This window comes from Bradyrhizobium genosp. A (genome assembly GCF_049949275.1).
Lineage (GTDB): Bacteria > Pseudomonadota > Alphaproteobacteria > Rhizobiales > Xanthobacteraceae > Bradyrhizobium.
The window spans coordinates 4,311,229-4,334,259 of record NZ_CP188196.1; the positions used below are offsets into that span (position 1 = coordinate 4,311,229).

At 62.2% G+C, this 23,031-nt stretch carries 10 protein-coding genes; 8 read left to right on the top strand and 2 right to left on the bottom strand.

The window, feature by feature from the left end:
* Nucleotides 1–43: 43 nt before the first annotated feature.
* A complete protein-coding gene (locus ACP2YP_RS20000; RefSeq protein ID WP_426418089.1) occupies nucleotides 44–1,042 on the top strand; it encodes a formate dehydrogenase subunit gamma in 999 nt (332 codons plus the stop codon).
* 48 nt (nucleotides 1,043–1,090) lie between these two features.
* Here the strand turns inward: ACP2YP_RS20000 and ACP2YP_RS20005 are convergent, their stop codons facing one another.
* A complete protein-coding gene (locus tag ACP2YP_RS20005) occupies nucleotides 1,091–3,085 on the bottom strand; it encodes a 4Fe-4S dicluster domain-containing protein (RefSeq protein WP_426418090.1) in 1,995 nt (664 codons plus the stop codon).
* A gap of 204 nt (nucleotides 3,086–3,289) precedes the next feature.
* Between ACP2YP_RS20005 and ACP2YP_RS20010 the strand changes: the two genes are divergently transcribed.
* From ACP2YP_RS20010 to ACP2YP_RS20030, 5 genes are all read left to right on the top strand, one after another.
* A complete protein-coding gene (locus ACP2YP_RS20010) occupies nucleotides 3,290–3,760 on the top strand; it encodes a DUF3305 domain-containing protein (RefSeq protein WP_426426207.1) in 471 nt (156 codons plus the stop codon).
* Entirely contained in the window at nucleotides 3,753–4,385 is a 633-nt protein-coding gene (locus ACP2YP_RS20015) for a DUF3306 domain-containing protein (protein ID WP_426418091.1), read from the top strand. The genes ACP2YP_RS20010 and ACP2YP_RS20015 overlap by 8 nt, the downstream gene beginning before the upstream one ends.
* A 26-nt stretch (nucleotides 4,386–4,411) precedes the next feature.
* Nucleotides 4,412–5,011 (top strand): TorD/DmsD family molecular chaperone, encoded by a 600-nt coding sequence (locus ACP2YP_RS20020; protein WP_426418092.1) that lies wholly within the window; start codon nucleotides 4,412–4,414, stop codon nucleotides 5,009–5,011.
* A gap of 314 nt (nucleotides 5,012–5,325) precedes the next feature.
* Nucleotides 5,326–5,535: a hypothetical protein gene (locus tag ACP2YP_RS20025; protein WP_426418093.1), complete on the top strand. Its 210-nt coding sequence runs from the start codon at nucleotides 5,326–5,328 to the stop codon at nucleotides 5,533–5,535.
* Nucleotides 5,536–6,166: 631 nt separating this feature from the next.
* Complete coding sequence (locus ACP2YP_RS20030) at nucleotides 6,167–6,697, top strand: hypothetical protein (protein ID WP_426418094.1); 531 nt, start codon at nucleotides 6,167–6,169, stop codon at nucleotides 6,695–6,697.
* Between the two features lie 361 nt (nucleotides 6,698–7,058).
* Here ACP2YP_RS20030 and ACP2YP_RS20035 read toward each other — a convergent pair whose 3' ends face one another.
* The gene (locus ACP2YP_RS20035) at nucleotides 7,059–7,685 is read right to left on the bottom strand and encodes a hypothetical protein (protein ID WP_426418095.1); all 627 of its coding nucleotides are present in this window, start codon (nucleotides 7,683–7,685) and stop codon (nucleotides 7,059–7,061) included.
* Between the two features lie 748 nt (nucleotides 7,686–8,433).
* On the opposite strand from ACP2YP_RS20035, the gene ACP2YP_RS20040 reads away from it, so the two are divergent.
* Complete coding sequence (locus ACP2YP_RS20040; protein WP_426418096.1) at nucleotides 8,434–16,995, top strand: hypothetical protein; 8,562 nt, start codon at nucleotides 8,434–8,436, stop codon at nucleotides 16,993–16,995.
* Nucleotides 16,992–22,916, top strand: a complete 5,925-nt coding sequence (locus ACP2YP_RS20045; RefSeq protein ID WP_426418097.1) for a hypothetical protein — start codon at nucleotides 16,992–16,994, stop codon at nucleotides 22,914–22,916. The genes ACP2YP_RS20040 and ACP2YP_RS20045 overlap by 4 nt, the downstream gene beginning before the upstream one ends.
* The last annotated feature ends 115 nt before the right edge of the window (nucleotides 22,917–23,031 follow it).

Genomic DNA, 23,031 nt, shown 5'->3' on the forward strand with positions numbered 1-23,031 from the left:
TCAGCCGTTCGACGGCGGCACTCGACGGCGACGGAGGTGGTTCATGACGTTCATTGCGCGCTTTCGCCTCGCGACCTTAACCCTGCTGCTGCTCAGTGTCGTCGCCGCGGCGCCTGCACTTGCGCAGAAGCTTGGTCCTGATGGCGCGCCGAATCCGGACGCGAGTGCCGTCAACCAGCGCGCGCTGCTGGAGCAGATGCCGCGCATTCAGGGGCGTATCGACATACCCGACGTGAAAGCCAGCGTTCTGATTCAGCCGGCGGGACGAACATGGGAGTACTTCCACGAGGTGTTACTGCATTGGGGCGGCGCCATCGTCATCGTCGGGACGATTGCATTACTGGCGCTCGCCTATCTGATCCTCGGTCGCATCCGGATTGCCGCAGGCCGTTCCGGGCAGAAGGTGGTTCGTTTCAAAGCCTTTGAGCGATTTTCACATTGGCTGACGGCTGTCTCCTTCGTCATCCTCGGCCTGACTGGCCTGAACATCACTTTCGGCAAGCTCCTGCTTCTGCCTCTCGTCGGCCCGACGGCGTTCTCGGAGATATCCCAGATTGCAAAGTACGTGCACAATTTTGTCAGCTTCGGCTTCGTCGCAGGACTGATCCTCATCACGGCGATCTTTTTCCGGGACAATCTTTTCGCGAGAGTCGATATCGACTGGGTGAAGCAGGGCGGTGGCTTCATCAAATCGAAGCACGCACCGGCCGGACGCTTCAATCCCGGCGAGAAGATGGTTTATTGGTTGTCGGTTCTCGCCGGCATCGCCGTCTCGACATCGGGCTTCCTGCTGCTGTTTCCGTTCTACGGTACCGACATCGCCGATATGCAGCTTGCACAGGCGGCCCACGCCATCATCGCCGTTCTGTTCATCGCCCTGATCCTGGCGCACATCTATATCGGCACGCTCGGGATGGAGGGCGCGTTCGAGGCGATGGGTACGGGCGAAGTCGATCTCAACTGGGCCAGGGAACATCATGACCGCTGGCTTGCCGAGAAGCTGGAGGAGCGCGCTCAACCTTCGGCGACGCCTGCGGAGTGATGGAGGGCAGGTCGTAGCCGTACCACGGATCGGCGTCCGCGAAACCGGCTACTCGTGCTTCGTGCCTGGACGGCGTGTTGCCTCGGTTTCGCGCTCGCGCAAATAATCGTCCGTTGTGCGGACGGCGGGGCGCGAGGCGCCGTAGGATTCGAAACCTTGCTCGGCGACGAATCCGACGCGGCAGTTGTCGCACATCTTGACGACGTCGAGGCGGCTAGGCGAGCCCGTGTACATCCAGTGCTTGCCTTCGAGCTTGGCGACCACGCGCTCGATGCTGCTCTTCACGCCGAAAGGCTTCCCGCAGCGGATGCAGCAGAACGGCTCCTCCTCCTTGAGGATGCGGGAAGGGGCCTTCGCCGTATCGAAGTTAATCCGCGGCACCAATGTGATGACGTGCTCCGGGCAGGTCGCCTGGCATAGGCCGCACTGCACGCAGGAATCTTCAACGAAGCGCAACGCCGGCCGCTCCGGATCGTCGCGGAGGGCGCTGGTCGGACATACCGAAACGCAGGACAAGCACAGCGTACAGCCGCCGCTGTCGATCTCCACGGCGCCGAAAGGTGCGCCTGTGGGCAACGCGAGCACGTCGACCGGCGTCGGCGCAGCGCGATGCAGCTCGGCAAGCGCAAATCGAAGCACGTCGCGCTTCTCTCCAATGGCGCGAAAGCTGGCGGGCCTCGGCGCGGTCGGGAATGGCGGCATCGCGCGAAGCTCTGTAAGCAGGACGTCCGGATCATCGGTGTCGATGGTCGCGATCCGGCCCGATCCAAAGCCAAGTCCGGCGAGGATCGGCTCGGCCAGCGAGATCGTCCGCATCAAACCCGAGACATCATGACGGGGCTTGGCGCGGAGCAGGAAACGCAATGCGCAAGCACCATAGGCGAGGGCGGCCGCGATGCTTTCGAGCCCAACCTGCGTGATCTCGTTGATCGCAAATGGCAGCACGTTGGCCGGCAGCCCGTCGCCAAAGCGCGCAAGCGCATCGATAAGCGGGGCGCCGTGGGCCTCGTCATGCAGCACCACGACAGCCTGTTCGCCACCGGCTTCGCGATAGGCGATCAGCAGCGCCCGCAACCGACGCATCAATGCATCCTCGGGCGGAAGTGCATAGGAGGCCGCGCCCGTGGGGCAGACCGCTGCGCACTGACCGCAGCCGGCGCAGATATCCGCGTCGATGGCCACGTGATCACCTGCGGGCGTGATCGCGCCAGCCGGACACAGGTCGAGGCACCTGGTGCAGCCGGTGCGTCGCGAGCGCGAGTGGGCGCACAGCTTCGCCTCGAAATTGATGTAGCGCGGCTTCTCGAAGCTGCCGACAAGATCGCGCGCCTTGATCACCGCCTGCAGCATCGCCGTGGGGCTGGCGGGGTCGGCTCTCAAATAGCCGTCGCGGAGGTCCGCAGCGGCAAACAGCGGCGCGCCGCCGGTCAGATCGAGGATGATGTCGCAGTTCGAGCGGGCGTTGTTGCGCGCTGGCCCGAAAGTCAGGACCCGACGCGAGGACGGCGCGGCCTCTGCAAAATCATCCACCACGACCTCGAATGCGCCGAAATGGCCCGTCGCACCGGTTACCCTGCCTTTCGCGACTGGAAAAACGCCGCCGCGCGGCGGCGCGATGGAGGCGGGCGGTTCAATCAGAACCGTCACGTCGAGATGATCCCTAAGCAGATTGCCAGCCTCGACAGCGCTCTCATCGCGCCCGCAAATCAGGATGACCCCGCTGCTTTCCTGCCTGACCACCGCCGTTGCCGGCACGGGCTCGGCGGCGGCCGCCAGCAATGCCGCCATCTTGGGTCCGGCGCGATCCGCCTCGCTCGACCATCCGGCGGTCTCGCGGAGGTTGGCAAACTGTATCGTATTCGCACGACCACTTTCGGCGGCAACCTCCGTGAACAGGGTGGACTGCTGCGTACACCCGATCGTGAGCGGGCCATCCCCGGCGGCGATCGTTCGAAAGCGGTCAAGCTCGGCGCCACATAGTTGCGTCGCCGCTGTTGTCTCCTGGCGGCAGCCGCGGCCAACGGCATCGACGTCGAGCGGCATTGTCATTTCGCACGAACAGATCACTAACCGTCTGGCGGAATCGGGCATATCGCTCTTTTCTGCAACTCGTTGGTGCGGCCGGTGCACTGGCCGTGGCCCCCGAAAAGTATATACTCTTTCCGTCGCGCGTGACGATGCTTGTGTTTGCCATGTGGAGGCGGTGCATTGAGATCGACAGTCCTCGAGCGCATCGTCGTCGGCGTCGTGGCCGAGCGGCGGGAAGCCAGGAGCGCGTGGGCCGACTTCCTCTGGAGGCCCGTTTCGATATTGTCCGGCAAGCCGTCGGCCGCGCCGTGGACACCACTCAGTGAGGAGGCCGGCGTGGCGCTGTTTTATGCCGGCGAGGCCGTGATCGAACTGCATCGCACCGAGACCAGCAATTATCGGGACAATCTGACCTCCGAGCGGCCGAGCATATGGGTGATCATGCGGCCGACAGCGTCGAATCCTCCCTATGAATTGCTCGCGGTGACTGTGGATCCGGCCGAGGGCGAGGCTTGCACCGATGCAGGCAGCAATTTGGTCGACGCCGTGCCGATGCCCCAGGATATCGCGGCGATCGTCGAGCGCTTTGTCGCCCGGCACCATGTCGAGCGTCCGTTCGTCAAGCGGCGACGCCATCAAGAACCAGGCGGTTCAGCCGGACGACAGGGAGGCGAGGCGGTCGGTGACTGAAGCGGACAACGTATTCCTGCGCTGGGCGCGACTGAAACAACAGGCGTCGAAAGTCGCGCGCACAGCAGACGGTGCCCCGGACCGCACTGACGCGGTGGTCGCGCAGACAGATACCGAGACCGCCGACAACGGAGCGTTTGATCTGGCGAGCCTGCCGTCGATTGAATCGATTACGGCCGATACTGACATCGTCGCATTTTTGCGCTCCGAGGTTCCGGCCGAACTCACACGGACCGCTCTGCGGCGGGCCTGGGCCAGCGATCCTTCCATCCGTGATTTCATCGGAATTGCCGAGAACCAGTGGGATTTTAACGATCCAGGTGCGATCCCGGGTTTCGGACCGTTAGCCCCGATGGAAGACGGCGCCGATGCCTTGGCGCAGATCTCCGCGAGGTTTGAGAAGGCGCTGTCGGAGTTGGCGCCGCCTGGCGATTCCGTATCCCCGCCGGAAACCTATCCATCTCTAAACGCTGCCGAGGTAAGGGGCCCGGACCCCAAGGAAATCCCCGAGCAAATCCCCAACGAAATGCCGGCGACGAACCCGCAGCAGGGTGAGGACAGGCTGCCCGAAGATTATCATGCGCCTGGGACACGCCGCCGCCACGGCGGGGCTTTGCCGCGATAGGGATGGATAGGACGGCTCGAACAACGATGATTATCCAATCCTCCGGGCGCATCGTCGATGAGATCGACCAGGCTCGCGCTCAGGAATACGCCCTGTTGGCGACGTTGCTTGCCAATAGCCCACGCTCGCAACTGCTGTCTCGCCTGGCCGACTTGCGCGGCGATACCAGCCCGATAGGCTTGGCTCACACCGCGTTGGCCAATTCGGCTCAGCGGACGAGCGAAGAGGGCGCGTCGCGAGAGTATTTCACCCTGTTCGGCGGATTGGGCGACGGTGCGCTGTTGCCCTACGCCTCGCATTATCTGTCCGAGACGTTCTATGGGCGCCCGCTTGCGCGGCTGCGAGAGACATTGCAGCAGCTCGCGATCGAAAGAACGCCGGGGCGAACGGAGCCGGAAGACCATGTCGCCTTTCTCTGCGAGATCATGGCGGGACTTGCCGGCGGTGGAATTTCCGCTGACGAAGGTACCGAACGCTCATTCTTCATGCGGCACATGTCACCGTGGATTCGGCGTTTCTTCGTCGATCTCGAAAGGTCGAAATTTGTCGACTTCTACGCGTCTGTCGGCACGCTTGGGCGGACATTCATCGAAATCGAAGCGCATGCCTTCGAATTGCCAGCGTGAAACACGGCCTTGGTGAAACACGGCCTTGTGTTGCGGAGCTGGAGCAACCGTTCCAGCCTGGAATTTCCAGCCAGCCTGGATTGTGATAAAAGGCTCGCGAGCCTGGATAAAGACAATGCGCCCATTCCTATTCGCTTGCCTGACTGCTGCCGTTGTCGCCGCCGGAGCCGCCGCTGTCCTTGACTATTTCGTGCAGGAGCCGGCTTCCGTCGCGTTCGCCGAACCCAGTGCGAGAGTTTAATTTGCCGGTGGGGCTGAACCAGCCACCGTCCGTCTCAGACCTAATTTGAGGGCTTCGCTACGGAGGGCCAACCATGCGCAAGACGGCTTACGTGTTCGCCATAGCAGCTCTGATCGGCAGTGCCGCCGCCTGGATGCTCCACGCGCGACCCCAGGCGGTCGAATTTTCGACCGCCGCGATGCCATCGTTGCAGGAATTGCACAAGATGGCCGGCGTCGAGAGCTTGTCGAGCCAAGAGATACACGACCAGTCTCTGGTTTATCCCACGCCGCCGAACCAGTGAGAGAGAGCCACGCGATCAGGCCTCTCGACGACACGATCGGCGAGACCGGGGCGGCTCAGGGGATCATCTGGAGCGCGTAAAGCACCATCTAGTCGCGATCGCCGATGACCGCCCCGTGAGCCGTCACGGCCGAGCGGGATGCCGGGGACCATCGGGATAATGAGCAGCGTCGGTGAGCCCTAAATCGAACTGCGAGTCTCCCGCGACAAATAGTTAAATCAAATCAATGTCGTGCATAAATACCGAAACGAGTCGGTTTAAGTGAGTTGCGAGTCCCGAGCTGATAGCCCAATCGAAATCCGAGTCCCGGGAGACCGCTAAAATCACCCAAGGCCTCATGATCAAATGTTATGGGGGCGTTGGGGTTTGGCGGATCCTCAACTTCCTGAATCTGATGGCCTTTGCAACTGACGCCGACAAGGGCCGTGTACCAACTGCGAGCCGATCGCGCTTGCCATCTCCCCCGGTCACCATTCGATATAACCATCAACCTGCGGGAACTGAACGGTCCTGCTCGGATAGCCAGCCACTAGCTCAAAAAAAACCACGGGATGTCCGTGACAGATTTGATGCGCTCATCTTATTGTTGCGAGCTTCGTAGCATTCGCCTGATGATTGGTGGGAGGGTAGTATGGATTTCGTGCGGTTTTTCCTAAAGTCATTTCTATTTTTTCTTGCCGTAATCTTGGCCGCAAATGTTGGGGGTAGATTTGAGCTCTTTCCAGCTCCGCCGAAGGATTGGGCGAAGCTGATTAGTGATATCAAGGACACCACGGATCATCTGGCGGACACAACGAAAGAAGCGGAAAAGACGGCTAGCGCATTGATGGAACCCCTCAAAGCCTCTCTCGAACTTGCCAAAGATATAGTTGGCAAGCTTCCCCGTGCACCGAACCTACCTTCACCACCGTCTTTGCCGTCACCCCCTTCACTGTCCTCGCTGCCTCCACTGCCTTCGGCGCCCTCCCTGCCTTCTCTCCCTCAGTTACCTTCGGCGTCCTCATTACCCGCATCGCCTTCAGGAAGTCTTCAGGCCGTAGACAAAGCTCTAGAGAACGTGAAGCAGCAAGGTGATAAGAAAGTCGAAGACGCCATCAAACAACCAGAAAAAACCGCCACCGAGACTTTAGGCGCTCCCTTAAAGTCAATTGGGATCAGGTAGATCTACCTGCCAGAGAAGATGAGCAGGATTACGATCTCGAGGTCGGTCTCGTCTTTGTCAGCCTAACGCCAAATACTGCCGGCGCTCGCAATGCAACCGTTTGGTAGGGTGTGCGCGGACCGCCATCGCGCGTGAGCAATTGCATCGGAGCTCATTTCTCCTGAGCAAGTCATAGAACGTGGCGCAGCCTAGCGGAGTGTTGGCGAGTACACAGGACGTCACCGTTCAATGTTGCGGCAAAAAGTACCGTTGTTCGCGAGTAAATATTACGGTTAGGCGCAGGCGGGTGAATACCGACTGTCAGCGAAGGGCAAGACCCACCGAGGACGTCCAGCGCGGTTATCTCATCCATCCGGAAGAGTCATTTAACCCGGAAATAGAGTTCGACTTTCGACGGGTCCGAGAAGGCAGCAGATAGGCGGCAGAACACATATGCTTTGCTGACGTTGTTCAGGCTGAAAGCTGCTGAGTTAGGTACCTTGAGCCTAGTTCCGGCCGAGTCTTTCCAAGTCGAAGATGCCTGAAGTGTTCCCTGCAAAACGAGCGCAACGTGACCGTGAGGGTCGCCTTCCATAACGGCTAAGATCGGTTGCTGATTTGAGGCACCATTCGCCGCATCGTTTAACGTGGACTGTTCGTTGGCTTGGCCTAACTTGGTCCATTGGTCAGGATGACTTCTAACCCATGCTGCGATTTCATTTGCGCTAAGCCATTTGCCCTGCGTGTCGGGCGTGAAGTCCGCCACGTCATACAGTTCTTTGAGGCCTTTTGCCACGAACCAATTACAGGCCACTGCATCGATCTGCCGACCTTCATCGTCGTCGACATCAGCAGGGCAACTCATGAGCTGCATCAACTTATCATAAGTTGCTTGCTGTCCGGGCGCGTTGATCCAGAACTTGTTGTCCGTATCCATGCAACCGGCAGCAGCAACAGCACCAAGCGCGAGCCAAGTCCAAAAAGCCAGGACGATTCTTCCAAAATTCATAGGAAACATCCGTTGTCGAAATCTAGGCGTAAGCGGAGTGCAATTCGGAAAATCTATTGCGACTTAAAGTGGTGTCACTCATCTTCTCTCTAAGATCGACCCCAGGTCAACTAAAAATTGAAGGCCCGTTAGGTTGTTTGTCGTTCGATGCGCGCGCGATCTTGCCGTTGGATGGCGCATGGCTTCTCGGTCTCCAAGGAGGCCATTTTTGAAAGGTGAATCGATGCTGCGGCGCAAATCGTCTCAGTAAAGCATCTTGTGCAAAGGGCGATTGTGGTGCACCGTAGAGTTGAGTTCGGGGCGAGGCCGTGGCTCTTTAGGGCGAGGGTGCTTCGGCGGTTTCTTTTTGTTTTCGCGTTATTTTGTTTTCGCTCGATTTCAAGATGTATTTTCCGGGCGAGGGCAACCTACTCGATATTGATGCCCGCCCTCTAACGAAACGTTCCGGATCCAGTTCTCAACAATCGCGGGGGCGATCGAGCTGATGTCCAACGAGGAGCACGAATTTTCGTACGACGACCGAGCCAGCGAGGCCTCGGAGGAGTCGAGGACAGGGGGCGATGGCACGGGCCAAGTGTCGAGAGCTGGCCCGACTCGGCGTGGTGTTTTAATCGGTGGCGCAGCGGCTCTTGTGGTTGGACCGGCGTTGGCGGCGCAAGACCTACGCCGCGTTGAGGTGAATTATGAGGACCCGACGCGGCGCGCGTTAATCATCACTTGCTACGGGCCTAACGGAACGACGGGCCACTTGCGTCTTCCCGCTTCAGCGTTCGCTGATCCGGATGGGCCGGGCGGTGCAGGCAGGTTCGTCCTGAAAAGCACCGCGGATGGATGGCTTGCCTCAATTCGCAACGGCGGTTTTCCGGGCGGGTTCAATTTTGCGATCGAGATTGGAATTAATTGGACGTTGAGTAACGGCGGGAAGCCGCCAACCGCCTCGCTAGCATTCAAGTTGGCCAAGCCTGGGTTGAAGACGATAACACTCATAGCACCGGATCTGTTCGCTCTGGTGCTGGACGACGGGGCGACAGTCCATCAAGTCGGCGGGCCCCTGGATGCGCAACAAGCGTGGGCGCTTGCGAATGCGCTTTTCGGCAATAGTTTTGATTTGAAAGAGTCGCAGTCGATCAGCTTCGCTTTCAATCGTGCGGGCCATTGGACACTCGCTGCGACGGCGGGCCGGTTCACCGCGCTGGCCGAGCAAGGTGTGCGCGTCGTCTTTCCAGCCGTTCAATTCGCCGTGCTGACCTCACGGACGGGTGCTGTCGCGACCGCACAGAGTGGCGTTCCTGAAGCTCTCTCCAATGTTTTCAGTTTGAAAGGTCGAGGCGATGACGTACGTGCCCTGTTCACAGGTCCGGGAGGCCCGCCCGAGGAAATCGGGACGAAAAAGCTTGCGCGGGTGCTTTATGGGCTCGCGCTGCCAACGGAGCTCGAAAGGGACTTGACCCTGGGAGCGGGGCTCGAGACGAAGGTACGGCTGGAACTTGAGCGCGTCGGTGTGTCAACGGCCGAGCGTGCGGCGAGCGGTCCATCATACTTAGCATGGCGCAATTCTGGAGACGGCAAGCCGATCTGCGCTCTCGATGCCGGCATGTCGCTGCATGTCGAGCGCACGGCCAAAGGCTCAAAGCCTACCTCGTTCACCGGACTGAGAGGGGTGTTGTGGCACGCACCGACGGACTCGGGCGCGCTGAGGCTCGCCGCTGCGCTCGAGCCCCAACAGGTGAAGCTCTCGATCACAACGCGATTCGGGCCGTTCATCGTCTCTCCGCTTCCCGTGACCGCGGAGCGGCCGGACGCGAAGATGCGGGTGCCTGCGATTGTTTCGGGCGGCATTGGTCCGAACAATGACCGTAGGCTCACTCATTTTGCGGCCCCGCTTGCGCTGGAGGATGCTGCCATTGGGCTCGGCGAAGCAGCTGAGGTCTTCAGCACACTCACGTTTATGCAATCGGAGTGCTTGTTCCGTATCGAGGGCACGCCGCTCAGTCATCCTTGGATCGGCCCCACACCACCTGCGACAGATCCGCCGCGGGCGGAAGGCATCGTCCACATCGGGGCTCTTCCGCAAACCGGTTCCCCGGTTCGGATCTCGCTCAGCCGCGCCCTGCTCCAGGTCAAGCGCCCGCGTGATCTGCTGTCGCTTAACTACAGATTCCAGGATCTGGTCCTGGAGCGCGACGGTCAACGGTGGTGGGTCATGCCGGATCGGCGCTTGGCAGCGTTCGTAGCGCATCGCCCGCCTAAGACGCCAGACGTGAAGCCGGCCTGCGAGGATCCGCCGCCCGGCGAGCATGCACCCTCGCGGTACGATGCGGGATGGGATCCACGCCCGCTGATGGTGGTCGAGTTTCCGCCGCAGCATCTCGCCGAACAGGCGTTCTTCCGGCAGCTTCCGGCCGAACCGACTCTTCCTTCACCTCCCCAGGGCTTCGAAGCGAACGAGGCGCAGGTCGCGATACTGGAAAGTCGCGAGCTGCTCGCCAAACTCGCCAAGGAAAATCGTGCTCCCACGGCGCAAGAACTGAGCGATGCTCTCAAAGCGCGCGTGGACGTACGCACCCAGATCAACAACGCTCAGGTCGAACACGATCCGGCAGTAAAAGACGCGTTCGGAAGAGAAAGGCACTATTTCAAGGAATTCGTCGCTAGATTCGGCCCGGCGGCCAGTCAAGACATCGCCCCGCCTAACGGACGGAAACTGCCGCCGGATCAGCAAATTTACATAGGGCCCGCATTTCTCGATCCGGAGGCGGCCCGCGTCGCGCGGAGAGTTGCGCGCGACATCGAGGCAAGAACAAACACGGGTGGTCCCGGTCAGAACACGCCGGAGTCGCATGCCTACCAGCTGCGTGAGTTGCCGGACGTGGAGCTAAGTGCGGTCGATCTGGTAGACCTGCGGACGGCCGCAGGTCTACCCAAGGATTTCCAGGACCGATGGCCGCCCGCGGGAGACCCTCTGGAAAGCAAAATAAAGGCCTTCATTCTCGCGCGCGAAGACCTGAAGGATCGTCGCGATGCCGACTACTCAGAATTCCGCCGATTCTATCTAAGCAGCAGCTGGCCGACCGGCGCTTCCAAACCCGACGACGGCTACCCCGGGCGCGCCACCTACATCACTTTCATCGAGACGCTGCCGGCCGCTGCGCAGCAACCCGCCATCGACGCGATTCTGGGACTGGCTAAGGCGTTCGATGGACGCTCGGACAGTGCAGCCAAGGAACCCTTCACGATTCCAGCCGAGGCGCGGGTGTCGGGCCGTTCGCGCCTGGCGTTCCGTATTCCGGCCGACGATTTTGCCGGCGGGCGGCCAGATGCAGAATCCGGCCGGCCGGCCGGCGCCTTCCCGTTCACGCTGGCGGCACTCACCAACTGGGGATCCTTTGATCTCGCGGTCATGCGTCGGGCGGAGAAATTGTTCGAGCCGCTGGCCGGCTGGAGCAAATCTGATGCATTGACCGGCGCTCCCCCCAACGGGCGAGCGCCGCAGCGCTGGGCGCGTAGCGAGACCCGCGACGAAGCTGAGAAGCTTTTGTATCAAGGGCTCACACGAGGCGACGCTTGGTCGATTCGCCTCGACGAAGGGCGAACCGGCGCCTGTGGCCCATTGCTGCGGCCGCTGCTAGGCGGCGTCACGGGCCGGCAGCGCATGGCCGAGATCGCGGCTTCGGCACGCGAGGCACCGCGCTGGTACGAAACCTCGATCGAGATGCCGTTCCGGCTAATGCTGTCGCCGGCCCAGGACGCGCCGTGGCGCACGCCACTGACGCTACCGGCCGGACTGAAACTGACCCCTGGCGAGGAGCAACCTGCCGCCCTTTGGTTCGCCCAATTGGATGAGCCGCCGGGCGCCTCCAGCCTGCGCGCCGTGTGGTCGCCGGATTTCCGGCCCGAGGCGCTGCTCGATCCCGAGATCGGTGGCCCTCCGCGCGGGCCGTGGGCGCCCTGGGCCATGCCGCGCAGTGTCACCTCGCGCGATCCCTACGTCGTTGGGGAAAAGGATCAGATCGAGCGTTTTCGCACGAGTCTCGACGCCTACGACCGGCACGAACTGGTCTCGCTTACGTCGCTGCACGGCCTGCCGGCGCGCGGTCGCCGCCGCGACGACGGAGCGCTCGCAGACAACAGCCAGCTCAATCCACCGTCGGGATTTCGCCTCCGCGATGCCCGTCCTGAATCCCTTGATGGCCAGGTCGATCCAAAGGATCTCTCCGCGATCTATCGGCCGCAGACGCTCGGTGCCACGGAACTGACACTGACCGCCCTCGGTGGCACCCTCGAGTCCGACACCGATTTCGTCCCTCCGGCATCGGCCAAGACATTGCCGACCTCTGCCGCGGTGGTGCCGTTTTCGGCCGCGTACCTGGCAGACAATCCCGGCCAGAACCTCTTCGATGCCCTCTCGATCGAGCGCTGGCGCCACAACGCGGTGCTCGGCCGCGACGTGAAGGTCGAAGTTGTCTACAAGGGCTTTCTCTATCCGCTTGGCCATCGCGCCTCGCTCGTGAAAGTAACGGAGCGACGCTTCTTTGCCGATCCCGCTCATCCACAAACGCGTCCGCCGGTTGCTTTTCTCATTCAACGCATGTTCGTGCGCATCGGGTTACCGGAGAAGCGGTACCCCGCGATCGGGCAACCCAACGGGGGGCGACGCTGGCCAGTCGAGCAGCTGGAAATCTTGACCCGGACCACGCCCGACCTTGTCGACCCGACGGACGCGCTGGACCCCGGCTCCGCTACGCTCACGCCGGAAAGCGACAACGGCCGTCTTTTTCTTCGCGTCGAAGGCAAAGTTCGCCCGGGTCTCGTCTTCTGGCCGTCCGTCCGCTCGCGCAAGGGTGGGGAAGCCAAGTTCGAGTTACAGATCGACAAGCGCGGCACGCGCGTGCGCATGCCGCTGATCTTCGTCGACAACACGGCGGCCAACGACGTCGGCGCCATGACGGCGCTCACCGCGTACTATAATCGCCTCGGCGAACCCGCGAAACCGGATGAACGGCGGGTCATGGAACATGGCGGCGCGAAGCGGCGCTACGCGCCTGAGAAGGAGCCAGACGGCACCAGCTTCGAGACGCAGAGATGGACGCTGGAAGGCGAAGGACGCCAGAATAGGCCCGTGGCCCTGTCGGCCGACCGCCGCTTCGTGTTTGACAATCATTCGTACGACTTCACTTCGCTGCAGCAGGGCGCCGATCAGCCGCCGTTCTATCCGGCCATGTCGCAAGCGACGCTTCGGATCGCGCAGGTCGACCGGCTCGCCGGCTCGTCCACCGCTCCGATCCAGGTACATTTCGATCCCGAGTATCAGGCATTCGGTTTTCCGCCCGATGAGCGGCTCTCCCAAGAGTCATCCGGCAATGAACTGGAGCGAAACGCGAAAACCGACGTCTATCTTGACTTCGAAGCGCCGGTTCAACTCGATCCAAAGTCGTCCGGAGACCGCACCGGAGGGGCCGCGCGGCCGAACACGAGGTTCGTCGCATTGTCGCGGGCGCGTGGGCCGGTCGGCTCGCGGGACGATAAGGCATTGATCCCGGCGCCCCCGGCCGCGAAACCGGGCGTAGCCGCCTCGCCATTGCCGGCAGCCTCGACCGGGTTCGACAAACCCGACCCCAAGCAATTCTTCGATCTCGACGCCAAAATCCTCGGAATTCTCACGTTCGGCGAGGCGTTGAAATTCATCGGCCGCGGCATCTCGCAAACGCCCGAGTTCAAGGAGGTCACGCAATATGCGTCGGCGCTGATCTCCGACGCGCAGGGCGCGGCTGGGCATGCTGAGCAGGATGTCGGTGCCGTCGTCGCCAAGCTGCGCGATGCGCTGCTCATTCCGTTGCGCAACGCATTGACCACGCTAGCAAAGGAGTTCGATGCCGCGGTAGCAAAAGCCGGCGAAGCATTCGACGAAAAGCGTGCGTTAGGCCGGCTGTCCCGCCTCTATCCCGACGTCGGGCGCGCCTATGATGACCTCAGATCCGCGCTAGACGGCGCGATCGAGGCCAGCACCGCAATCCGCGACCTTGCCGATTTGCTCGACCATTTTGCCGGCATCTACGCCGCCGGCCGCCGTTTCCTTGCCGCAATCGCGCGCGTGGCGGCGGATCCGGTCGCTCCGGTGCGCGCCGCGCTGCGTGATGCCTTCAATACCACCATTGCGGATGTCATCGGGTTGGCCGACAAAGTGCTCGGTCAGATAGCCGGGGATCTCAAGGATAAGCTGCGAGCGATTGATGATAGCGCACGGCAGCAAATCGACCTGCTGTTTTTGGATCCTTCTTTGATCGCATGGCGACGGGTCGTGTTTGCCCTTCCCGGCGCCCGGGCAGCGAGCAGGCCGGGCGTGCAAATCGAGGTGGAGACCGCGATCGACTCGGCCTTTGCTGCCGCAATTGCCAAAAGCGATTGGCTCAACCAGCTCGCCAAGGGACTGACGCCCGCTGACGCTTTGGAGACAGAGTTTAGAAGTCAGCTCGACGCGGCGGTTCAGAACGCGATCAGTCAGGGCCACAACGTACTGGCACAGCGGCTGCAAGATTCGATCGCGGACTGGAGCGCTGCGGCTCTTCCCGTCGGAGAGCGCATCAAGGGCCTGCTGTTTGAGAACGCAATGCATCTGCTGTCGGTGCTGTTGGCCAGTACGCGGAAGATTGCGGGGGACGTGGGAGTCAAGAACGAGGAGCTGATCGCCGATCTTGAGGCGCTAGGTAGCGCACTCGGAGACTTCGCGAGACCAGTCGTTGAAGGGGCAGCGGCGGGAGCCAGCGCGCTTTGCTCCGGTGCCGCCAACGTCGTCAAGAATGTGCTCACCGACATCACGCCGGATTGGTCTGCGGATCCGCCGTTCATCCAGGCGGCAGCCGAACTGAAGACATCGTTCGACACTCTTGTGGGCAGGATCAATGACCTCGGCGACCCAAGCGGGATTTCCGGCTCGGTGAAGGCTTTCGGCGACGACTTGGTCGCGCGTGTCAACAAAGTCGTCGCTGCGATTGGCGAACTGCGACGCGCGTCCGGAACGTTTCGCGACAAGATGGCGGATTTCGACGATCAGGTGTGCAAGAGTCTCGATCCCCGCACCGTCGCCACCCTGCCACTCGACGTGCTCGCCGGACTCGGCGCTCCGCAGAAGGCGCTGCTCGACGCCTCAAGTAGCGTCGCGGCTGCCTTCGCCGGCGCACTTGCCGGAGGAGCACCAACGTTTCCCAATTGGGCCAACATCCTGCAAGGCGACGCGCAGGCGCTCAATGCACTGGTCGTCGTCTCCAAGAAGATGGCGGACACCGCCGCAGCGGCCACCAAGATGGCGCTTGATGTCACGTCTCTCAAGACCGTTCCGTCCGGCACTCTCGCTGCGACCTCTGCCGCCGTAACCGACTTCAATACGAGGCTGGCCGCCGTTCTGTCGGCACCGCGAGCGGCGCAGATCACGGATCCGCTGAAGGCCAAAATAGCGGAGATCGTCGCCGCTGCCGGAAATCTCGCGACCGAACAGGCGGTCAGGTTCGCCGCACTACAGGCATTGCGCGACCGGACCGTCGCCAACATCGCGGCAACGCAGCAGTATTTCATCGATCTCAACGCGGAACTCGCCAGAGCCAAGGGGACACTGCAATCCATTGCCGACACGTTGGTCGCGAACGGAGAACAGGCGCTGTTGCAGCTGGCCGCTCAGGGTTTGATCGCCGGCGAGCCCTATCGTGCCAGGGCAATCGCGTTGCTGAAGACCGTGCTCCAGCCTGTGATCGATGCGCTTGCCGTCACGCAGCGGGGTCTCGTGACCCAGCGCGACCAAGCTTTCAAGAGCTTGGATCTCAAGAATCTTCTCAGCGAAGCTGGAAGCCTAATCAAGGGCCTTCAGCTGCTGGTCGTTGCTCGTCCGGCCGGCGCGCGGCCAGGCAAAGGGCAGGCACCCGTCGACAAACCCGAGGACGACTACCTCGTGGCAGAGGCGGCCGAACTCGAGGCGTTAAGTGCCGTGTTGGCGACTGCCAGCGAGCCGAAAGATGGGGACGTGAGCGCAGTCGTGGCTCTGTTCGATGATTGGAGCAAGGGCCGCGCCTCCGCCGTGATCCTGAAGGGCCAGCTTCAGGAAGCGGCCGCCGCGGTGCTGAGCGGCGACTTGGCGCGTCTTGTCGACCTCGAAGGCGCGCGGCGGCGTATCGAAGGCAAGCTGAAGGAAATGGTGCCCTCCAAGGTGTCGTTGGGTTACGGCATCAGCGCGGAACTCGCCCCATTGGAGCCGATCTTCATACCGAGGCCGAACAGCCAACTGACGATCGATGCGAAGGCCTCCTACGACCTCCTGAACGCGAGCAGTCCGCCGCTGTTCACCGCGGTTGCTAGGCTCGGCGCCTTCGACGTCAACCTTTTCGACGTCGTGACCTTGATGTTCGACGGCGCGCGCTTCGTCAACGACAGTCGACAGGGCTCGGACTTCAAGTTGTTCTACAATGACTTCAAGCTCGGCCCGAAGGCGGAATTCATCAAGCCGCTCGAGTCGTTCCTGAATCCCGGCGGCAGCGGCCCCTATGTGGTCGCGATGCGCGGGGCGCCGGGCATCGAGGCGGGCTACAGCCTCGATCTCGGAACGATCATGATCGGCAGCTTGTCGTTTGCCAACGTTTCGTTGAATGCCGCTTGCCGGCTTCCATTCGACAATCGGCAGGCGATCTTCACCACTTCGATCGGCCGGCGCGACAAGCCATTCCTCATCAGTTGCTTACCCTATACCGGCGGTGGGTTCTTGGGACTGCTGGCGACGAGCAAGCGCATCATCGGCTTCGAGGCATCCTTTGAATTCGGCGGCGGCGGCGCCTTCAAGCTGGGAATCATCGAGGGCCAGGGCCGCATTAGTTGTGGATTCTACGTCAGCCAGGTGGAAAGCCCCGACGATGGAGGTGAGCAGGGAACGCTCATCGAGGGATTCTTCTACGCCGGCGGCGAGGCGCACGTTACCTGCTTCTGCGTCAGTTCGACTTTCGTCGTCCGCGTTTCGCAGCAACCCGGCGGGTCGATGCAGGGGTCGGCGGAATTCACTTTTTCGTTCTCGCTCGGTATCACGGACATCGAGTTCCGGATCGGGGTCAAGAAGTCGGAAGGAAAGGGATTTTCCGGCAGCAAGAGCAGCGCCCTCCCACTCGGGCGGACGCGCTATGCCGCCTCCGCGATTTCGGATGCAGCGGCCGCGACCGTACCGCACGAGTCGGATCGGAAAGGCGCCACCCTTGAGGCGCTCACGGTTTCCCAGGTCGCCGACTGGAGGCGATACCGGTCTTATTTTGCCAACGATATCGACGGATTTCCCGCATGACAATTTTCGCCGAGGCCACCACGACGTCGAATGCTGGGACGCACGCGGCTCAATCTGTGCCGGTCTATATGGCTGTGCGTGTTGTCGCGGCCGGCATCGCACCGGAGTTCGATGCGACAGGAAAACCGGTGGTCAGAAATGGCGAACCAGCGCACCTGGCGCGTGCGACCCTCATTCTGACGCCGGTGAATTCGCCCTCAGCCGACGATTTTACGATCGATCTAGCGGACTGGCCGGCCCAGATCGGCGCACTTCTGGTGCCTGGGAGTACTGTCGACGTCGACCTCGTTCCCGTTCAGAAAGGCGGGCGGGGCATGAATCTCGACGCGCCGCCGACCGTCACCACTCTCAAAATGACCGTGCAACCGCATCCGGTGGCCAATGATATATTGACTGCGTATTGGCGGCAGGTGATCGGCGATGTGAAATCGCTCAAAGGCGCGCTCGGAACCGGCGAGGGGAGCCTGAAGGAGGTCCTCCGAGGGACGACGCCGGACATCCACGGCACGGGACGCAGCGAAGTCGCGGTAGCTCTGTCGCTGGAGCGCGCGAAACAAATCCTCGATCGCCTGGCCGGAAACCCGCGATCCACGCGACCCGACGCCGACGACGCGATGCTCGCCAGGATCGGCGAGCGCGTGGCGGTGCTGAAGCCACAAGCGATGGATCCAAATACGGATCTCGGGAAATGGGTTCAAGCCGGGCTCCAACGCTCGCCGCCGCGCGATCAGGACAAGGAGATACGAATCAATGGGCTGGTGGCGGATTTCGCGCGGCAACAGCTGACGGACGAGGACGCTCACGCTGCTCTGGAGGAGAGCCGCAAGCGCGCCGACGCTGCCGCTGCGGCGCGGAATAAGTATGACACCACCACGTCCTCTTCGGGCGACGCCATTGCGGCACTCGTTGCCGCATCCGATTGCCATGCCGGTCGCAGCGCGCCCGCGGCCATGGCTGCCAAATTGCGCGACAATGCGAAAGCTCCCGATCTCGGCGAAGCGCACGCCGAGCATCGTCTCGCGTCCAATACGCCGGGAATTAAGAGCGCCCCTCCCGTGCAAACGCGGGAGTTGGAAATTGCTCGCCGCCGGTTCTTCGCCCTGCAGGCGAATCCGTCGCTTGCTCGACTTTTCCGTTTCGTGGTCGACGTCCAATGTCCGGCGAACGAGCTGTTTGGCAAGGCCGCGCAGGCTACCGATTATCCTGACAACGCGCTTGATTTCGATGCGACCGGAAGCGCCGTCCAGACCGATCTGCCTCTGCCTGATCCGCCTGGCGATGTAACGGCCCGGTTTCTTCTGTTGGGCCTGCGCTTGCCCCAAAAGCAGGCCGCACATCCGCGCCTGTCGAACATCTGGACCACTGCGAAATTGCGCTGGAAGCAGGGTGCCCGTGCCGGTCACTTCTATCCGTGCACGCGGGAGGAGATCGACGCACGAGCGGCCCAAACGGACTTGCGCGCCCTCGCCATCGCCGAGCAGATCGACGGCCTTGTCGATCTCGGACAACAAGCGCGATGCGATGGCGACGTGGAACCGCGCTTCGATGTTCTCACGCTTGACGCGATTACCGCCACCGCCGCCGACATCCATTTGGAGACGGTCCGGACGCAACAGGTCACGGTGAAAAGGCGCCATGACAAGGATGGAGAAAGACTCCCGCCCGACGTAGTGGACGAAGGCGCGGACCTGCGCCGCGCCACGTTGCGAACCGGGGGCCTCGCCCTGGCCGACCGCTGGCGCCAGAACCATGCAATCGCGCGCCACGTCGCCGCCCTTCGCCAGTATCCCACTCGCGTACCGGGAGCCGATCCACATGTTCCCGCAGTCCTGCTCGACGCCTCCGACGTTACCGTCGGCTACAAGCTCGACGTTGGTGTCAAGTCACGCCGGGAAGCGGCAACGGCCCGTCGGCGCTGGCACACCTTGATGCGTCGCACTGTGTTCTTCAACGAAGATGCGAGCGACCCCCATTACAAATGGACGGGGGGAGGCTCGCTCGATGCCACCATCAACGCACTTTATCGCGACCGGTTGACGCGCCTGCGGGCCGACGATGGCATCCTCACGGTCCCGGCCGCGCTCTCGGACAATGGGGCCAACAAGACGGGCTTCGCCGAGGAGATCATTGGCGCATGGCGGGGCGATCCGCTCGGTCTTGCTTGCGGGACGGTGAAGTACCGCCTCGACAGCAGCGATCTCCGCATCAACATGACCTTCGATCTGCCGTCGCGGAAGAACGGCGGCGCCGACGCGGACGACTTCGCGCCGCCGCCTCTGCGGTTCGGCTGGCGTTATCATTTCGGTCTGCGCGCGGTATTTGCCGGCGGCGTGTCGATGCCGCTCGAGCGCGCCCTTGGCCACTACGAAAAGAGCCATGACGGCGGCCTTGTGATACCGGCCGTCACACGGCCCGGTCGCTCGTTCCGCCGCCACGAGCGGATCGACGCTCCACGGATTGCCATTCCGGAAGAAGTGCTGGGTGAGGACGAGACCGCTCCGGCGGCGCTCGCGAAAACGATTCGGCTGCGCAACCGGTTCGGGGCGCCACAAGCGCTTCGCATGATCGTGCGAACGGTGAAAGATGGCGAGAATCGGCAGATGCTCGACTTGCCGGAGCAAAAGCCAGAGCAGAAAAAGGGCACGCTGCCTACGCTTGCGGATCTGAAACGCCGCAAGGACACCGGCGTCCCTGGTCTCTCCATCGCGCGCCGCGTGCTGATGGTTCCTTCCGTCTCGCTCGACTTTGCCGGGTTGCACGACGCGTTCAGGGATTCGGAAATCGACGACAAGGACCTGCCGATTCTCTTCTTGCCGCGGGTGATGCAGGACGACGAGACGGATCCGGCGCCGGACGAGGGGCTCCGAACGGAGCTGGTGGCGGGCAGTAAAGACGGCGAACGCGGAAGCTTCTGGCGCGAAGTGAAGGTGGCTTGGCAGGCCCAGGTGGTGAAGAGCCGCCCGCGCGGCGGGCTCAAGGGCATCGATCACCACGCGGCGTGGGGCGGCTTTCCCATCTTCCGCATGCAACCCGTAGTGGCTGCCGGGGCAAAGCCGAAGAAGGACCAGCCGGTCTCTCGCTCGGAGGAGGTGGTCACCGATCTGGGCGAAGTCGTCAACCGGATGCAAGCTGAGCCCGTTACGTTCAAGAACCCACCGGCACCGGGGCATTCGCGTACCCAATCCATCGATTGGTATGCCGTGGCAGGAGTTCCTGCCGGCGACGCGGTGTTTCGCCCGCTCCCCGCAGCGCGCGCAAAAGAGAAGGAGCGCGTTCCGTACTATCCCGACCCCGCGACGGCGGCGATTGTTGTCTCGGTCTCGGTTAGGGGCAAAGACAAGAACACGCCGCTGCGCACGGGGATCCGCGTTGCGAAGGTCTATGCGGCTGAGCCGAAGAATGATCCCGTTCCGGCCGGCTATCCCGATGCCCTGCCGGTCGTGCTCGACGTGGTGCGCGGCGTTTCGGGTAGTGAGCCCCTTATCGAGTTCGGGACTGGCGGCGAGAACGGCAACGCTACTTATTCGGGCCTAAGCGGACTTGCCGTACCGTCGCCCGCGTCGCCAGCGCCGATCCAGGTTCGCCATGTCATCATAACGCTGGCGCCGGGCGAGGAGGCGACTGTCCGCGCCTGGTGTCTTCCGACTTTGACGTTCATCAAGCATATGTACGAGGGCACCGAGGCTGTAGCCGCGTTCGCGGTGAGTTGCGGCTGCCTTTCGCTTGCGGCCCTAAAGGATGATGCGGCGGTCGACGAGGCTTGCCGCGCGGGCTTCGCGGCCATGTGCGGACAAAACTTGCCGGCCGATCCGCCGGGTGCACCGTCGGGCCCCGCCGTCGGTGGGCTTCCAGCACCCTCGCTGACCCAGATCGAAGCGATCGCCAAGGCCATCTACAAATTCATGGGGAAGGCACCGCTGCCGGAGATTTCGGCTTACCTTGAGATCGATGCTGTGCACGCGATCGATCTTCCGCACGATGAGCCGCGGTTTGATCCTCCCGGAGCGCCGCTGCCGCTGCTTCGAGCGGATGGGGATGACGTGAAAGGACTTCTCTTCCCGGATCCTGGCTCTCCGTCGCCGCTGTCTGATCCCAAGAATTGGACCATCGAGGCCCAGCGGGCCGGGGCGACCGGAGTGCTGCTTGATGGCAATGTCACCCTGCACGGTCCGACAACGGGCGCGGTGGAAATCTACGCTTCCGCGGCAGCGGCGGCGCGCGGACGCTTCGACGACCCCGACCGCGGCCGCAGCCGCGACGACCGCGTCCGCGGCCTTTGGCCGAACAAGCCGGAGGGCGACCCGATCGCCCCGAAGGACCTTTTTGGTTTCGTGCCATCCTCCGATGGGCGGGTCACGCACCTGCGCGAGACGGTCACGTTGCTCCGTGTCGAGGGCTTCACGCCTGACAAGAGCAAGATCAATCTCTTGGAGGCGCAGCGAGCAGCTGCGAAAGCCGAGAAGGACAGGCTGGCCACTACGCCGGTCGATGACGAAAACGCTACCTTACGCGCCGTCCGCGCTGCCGCCATCCTGGACGCTCGGGCGCGCCATCTAGATCTTTACGCCGTTGCGGTTTCTCGCCACGCGGGACTTCTGCGCACACGCTATGACGAACTGCTGGACAACCAGACAAAGCCATCGCTTCTCCATGCGGACCGACCACTCGCGCGGCAGTGGCTGCCGGCGACTGTCCGTCCGGCCCGCGTCGCCCCGCAAAGCCTGATCCCTTCCTTCCTTTGGCGCTACGGCGATGATAACAGCCGCGTTTTAAAAAACGGACCGTCCAAGAAAAAGGAGGTCAGTATCAAACGCAAGATGTTCGTGCGCGCACGCATGCGGCGGCCCTGGTTCAGTTCGGGCGAAGGCGAGCGGATCGGCGTCGTGCTTTGGCCGCCCAATCTTTTTCAACTCAAATCCGAGGACATTCAGGGCGACGTGATTCGAGACCTCGCACCTGGCCGTGCGGCGATCAATCTGACCCAGCTTCCCTCGGACGATCCCAAAAACACCAGCGCGGTTCTGGAATTGCAAGACGCCGATCTTGGGCTCGGGGGAGCGTGGGTCACCCGTTGGGGAGCGGACCCAATTAGGCCTGGCTATCCGGTCCAGGGCTGGCTGCTCTCGCCGGCGAACTTTCCCGGCACCACGGTAGCAACGCAGGAAATCTGGAATGCTCCGCCGGAAGCACGCTTACCGGATTCTCTCGTCGTAGAGAACGCTCTGATGCCGGTGCCTGCCGGCGAAGACGCCCCGGAATCCCTTGCGGCCGATCCTGCCAGCGGTTTCATGAATGTGGCTCTGGCCACGTATGAGGCGCGCTTCGACCCGGAACAGGAACTTTGGTACGCGGACATCGGAATCGACGCGCTCGACGTATCCTGGCCGTTCGTTCGCGTAGGGTTGGTCAGGTATCAGCCGCATGCGCCGCGGAGACTTCAGGTCTCGGAGCCGATTGTCGAATGGATTCAGGTCATGCCCGAGCGTACGGTGACGGCCTCCGCCGAAACAAGGGCGGACGAGGTTGTGTTGAGCATTACAGCGAAAGGTCCTGGGTCCAAGCGCGGCGCGCATGAAGCGATGCCTGAGTCTTCGTCAGCCCAAAGACCGCTCGTGCGTATGGCACTGCTACGGCGCGGGAAAAGCGAGGATGGGCCGGAAATCGAAACAGTCAAAGAGATGCTCGAGGCGGTCTCCGATATTGCTCCGGGCGGCCTCGTCTGGAAGCAACAATTTAAACTCACAAAGAGAGAATTCGGTCAGGAAGGGGTGAGTTGGTCAGTGTTCGTCGAGGAAGTCGAGCGATTACGGCCCGCCAGCTATCCCGATGAACCCCGTTATGGCACCAAAAATGATTCTGAATTCGCAGAGACCGGCCCACGCTTTGCGGCAAGGCTAGAGCTCGTCGAATTGCGCAGTTAACTGCTCTCATTCCTGCCGGCGTGCATAGGGGGTGCACGCTGCAATAGAACCCCAAAAGAGTTGTTGGATCGGTAGATGTCCTTGATTGAAGATTACGGGGTTTAACGCCGTTGCT

Excerpts from the sequence above, each read along its gene's own strand:
- ACP2YP_RS20030 (WP_426418094.1), top strand. The coding sequence starts at position 6,167 with ATGGATTTCGTGCGGTTTTTCCTAAAGTCATTTCTATTTTTTCTTGCC.
- ACP2YP_RS20005 (WP_426418090.1), bottom strand. The coding sequence starts at position 3,085 with ATGCCGCTCGACGTCGATGCCGTTGGCCGCGGCTGCCGCCAGGAGACA.
- ACP2YP_RS20000 (WP_426418089.1), top strand. The coding sequence starts at position 44 with ATGACGTTCATTGCGCGCTTTCGCCTCGCGACCTTAACCCTGCTGCTG.
- ACP2YP_RS20045 (WP_426418097.1), top strand. The coding sequence starts at position 16,992 with ATGACAATTTTCGCCGAGGCCACCACGACGTCGAATGCTGGGACGCAC.
- ACP2YP_RS20020 (WP_426418092.1), top strand. The coding sequence starts at position 4,412 with ATGATTATCCAATCCTCCGGGCGCATCGTCGATGAGATCGACCAGGCT.
- ACP2YP_RS20025 (WP_426418093.1), top strand. The coding sequence starts at position 5,326 with ATGCGCAAGACGGCTTACGTGTTCGCCATAGCAGCTCTGATCGGCAGT.
- ACP2YP_RS20035 (WP_426418095.1), bottom strand. The coding sequence starts at position 7,685 with ATGAATTTTGGAAGAATCGTCCTGGCTTTTTGGACTTGGCTCGCGCTT.